At 59.5% G+C, this 882-nt stretch carries 1 protein-coding gene; it reads left to right on the top strand.

Annotated elements, in window-relative coordinates; genetic code table 11:
* Nucleotides 1-187 precede the first annotated feature (187 nt).
* A partial coding sequence (locus IAE33_RS24350) for a reverse transcriptase domain-containing protein (protein ID WP_268933280.1) occupies nt 188-882 on the top strand: 695 nt, incomplete at its 3' end.

Genomic DNA, 882 nt, shown 5'->3' on the forward strand with positions numbered 1-882 from the left:
ACTTGCACGGAACGCTGTGACGTAAATCCGACAGGCATAAGCAGGAAGGTCGCGCGAATTACCCTGGGAGATCTGCACGTTTGCCATTGTGCTACCGAGCGTCGAGAGGCGACGGGATGAACGTGCAGAAGTCAGCCGAAGCCGTAGTAAGTGGCGATTAACCGCGCCACCAAGGGCCGAACAGGTTATGCCGCCAGTAGGCGCCATTGTCTCGTTGGTAGCCGTAATGCAGAAATTTCCCACAGCGGAAACTGTCACCCCGAGTCCCGGCCAGAAGCCGAGGATGATGCCTGACAGAGCCAAGGTATCGACGACGTCAGTGACGTGGACGAACGCGGAGCCGGACACGCTGATGGAGCGGGTGCTTGCACCGGCCAACGTCAGGCGTGCGTATCAGCGGGTGGTCAGCAACAAGGGGGCTCCGGGTGCCGATGGCATGACGGTCGCTGACTTGGCAGGCTACCTGAAACAGTATTGGCCAACCCTCAAGGCAAGATTGCTGGCCGGTGAATACCATCCCCAGGCAGTGCGTGCGGTTGAAATTCCCAAGCCGCAGGGTGGTACACGGCAACTGGGAATCCCCAGCGTCATGGATCGCCTGATCCAGCAAGCACTGCTGCAACAGCTCACCCCTCTCTTTGATCCCCTGTTTTCGGACTTCAGCTACGGTTTTCGTCCGGGTAGAAGCGCTCACCAGGCCGTCGAGATGGCCCGTGCCCATGTGGCAGCAGGCCATCGCTGGTGCGTGGAGCTTGATCTTGAAAAGTTCTTTGATCGGGTCAACCACGACATCCTGATGTCCTGTGTGCAGCGCCGTGTCGAAGACAAGCGGGTGCTCAGGCTCATTCGCCGCTATCTGGAGGCTGGGGTCATGACGGGCGG

It is taken from the genome of Pseudomonas sp. S60 (genome assembly GCF_016647865.1).
GTDB classification, from domain to species: domain Bacteria; phylum Pseudomonadota; class Gammaproteobacteria; order Pseudomonadales; family Pseudomonadaceae; genus Aquipseudomonas; species Aquipseudomonas parafulva.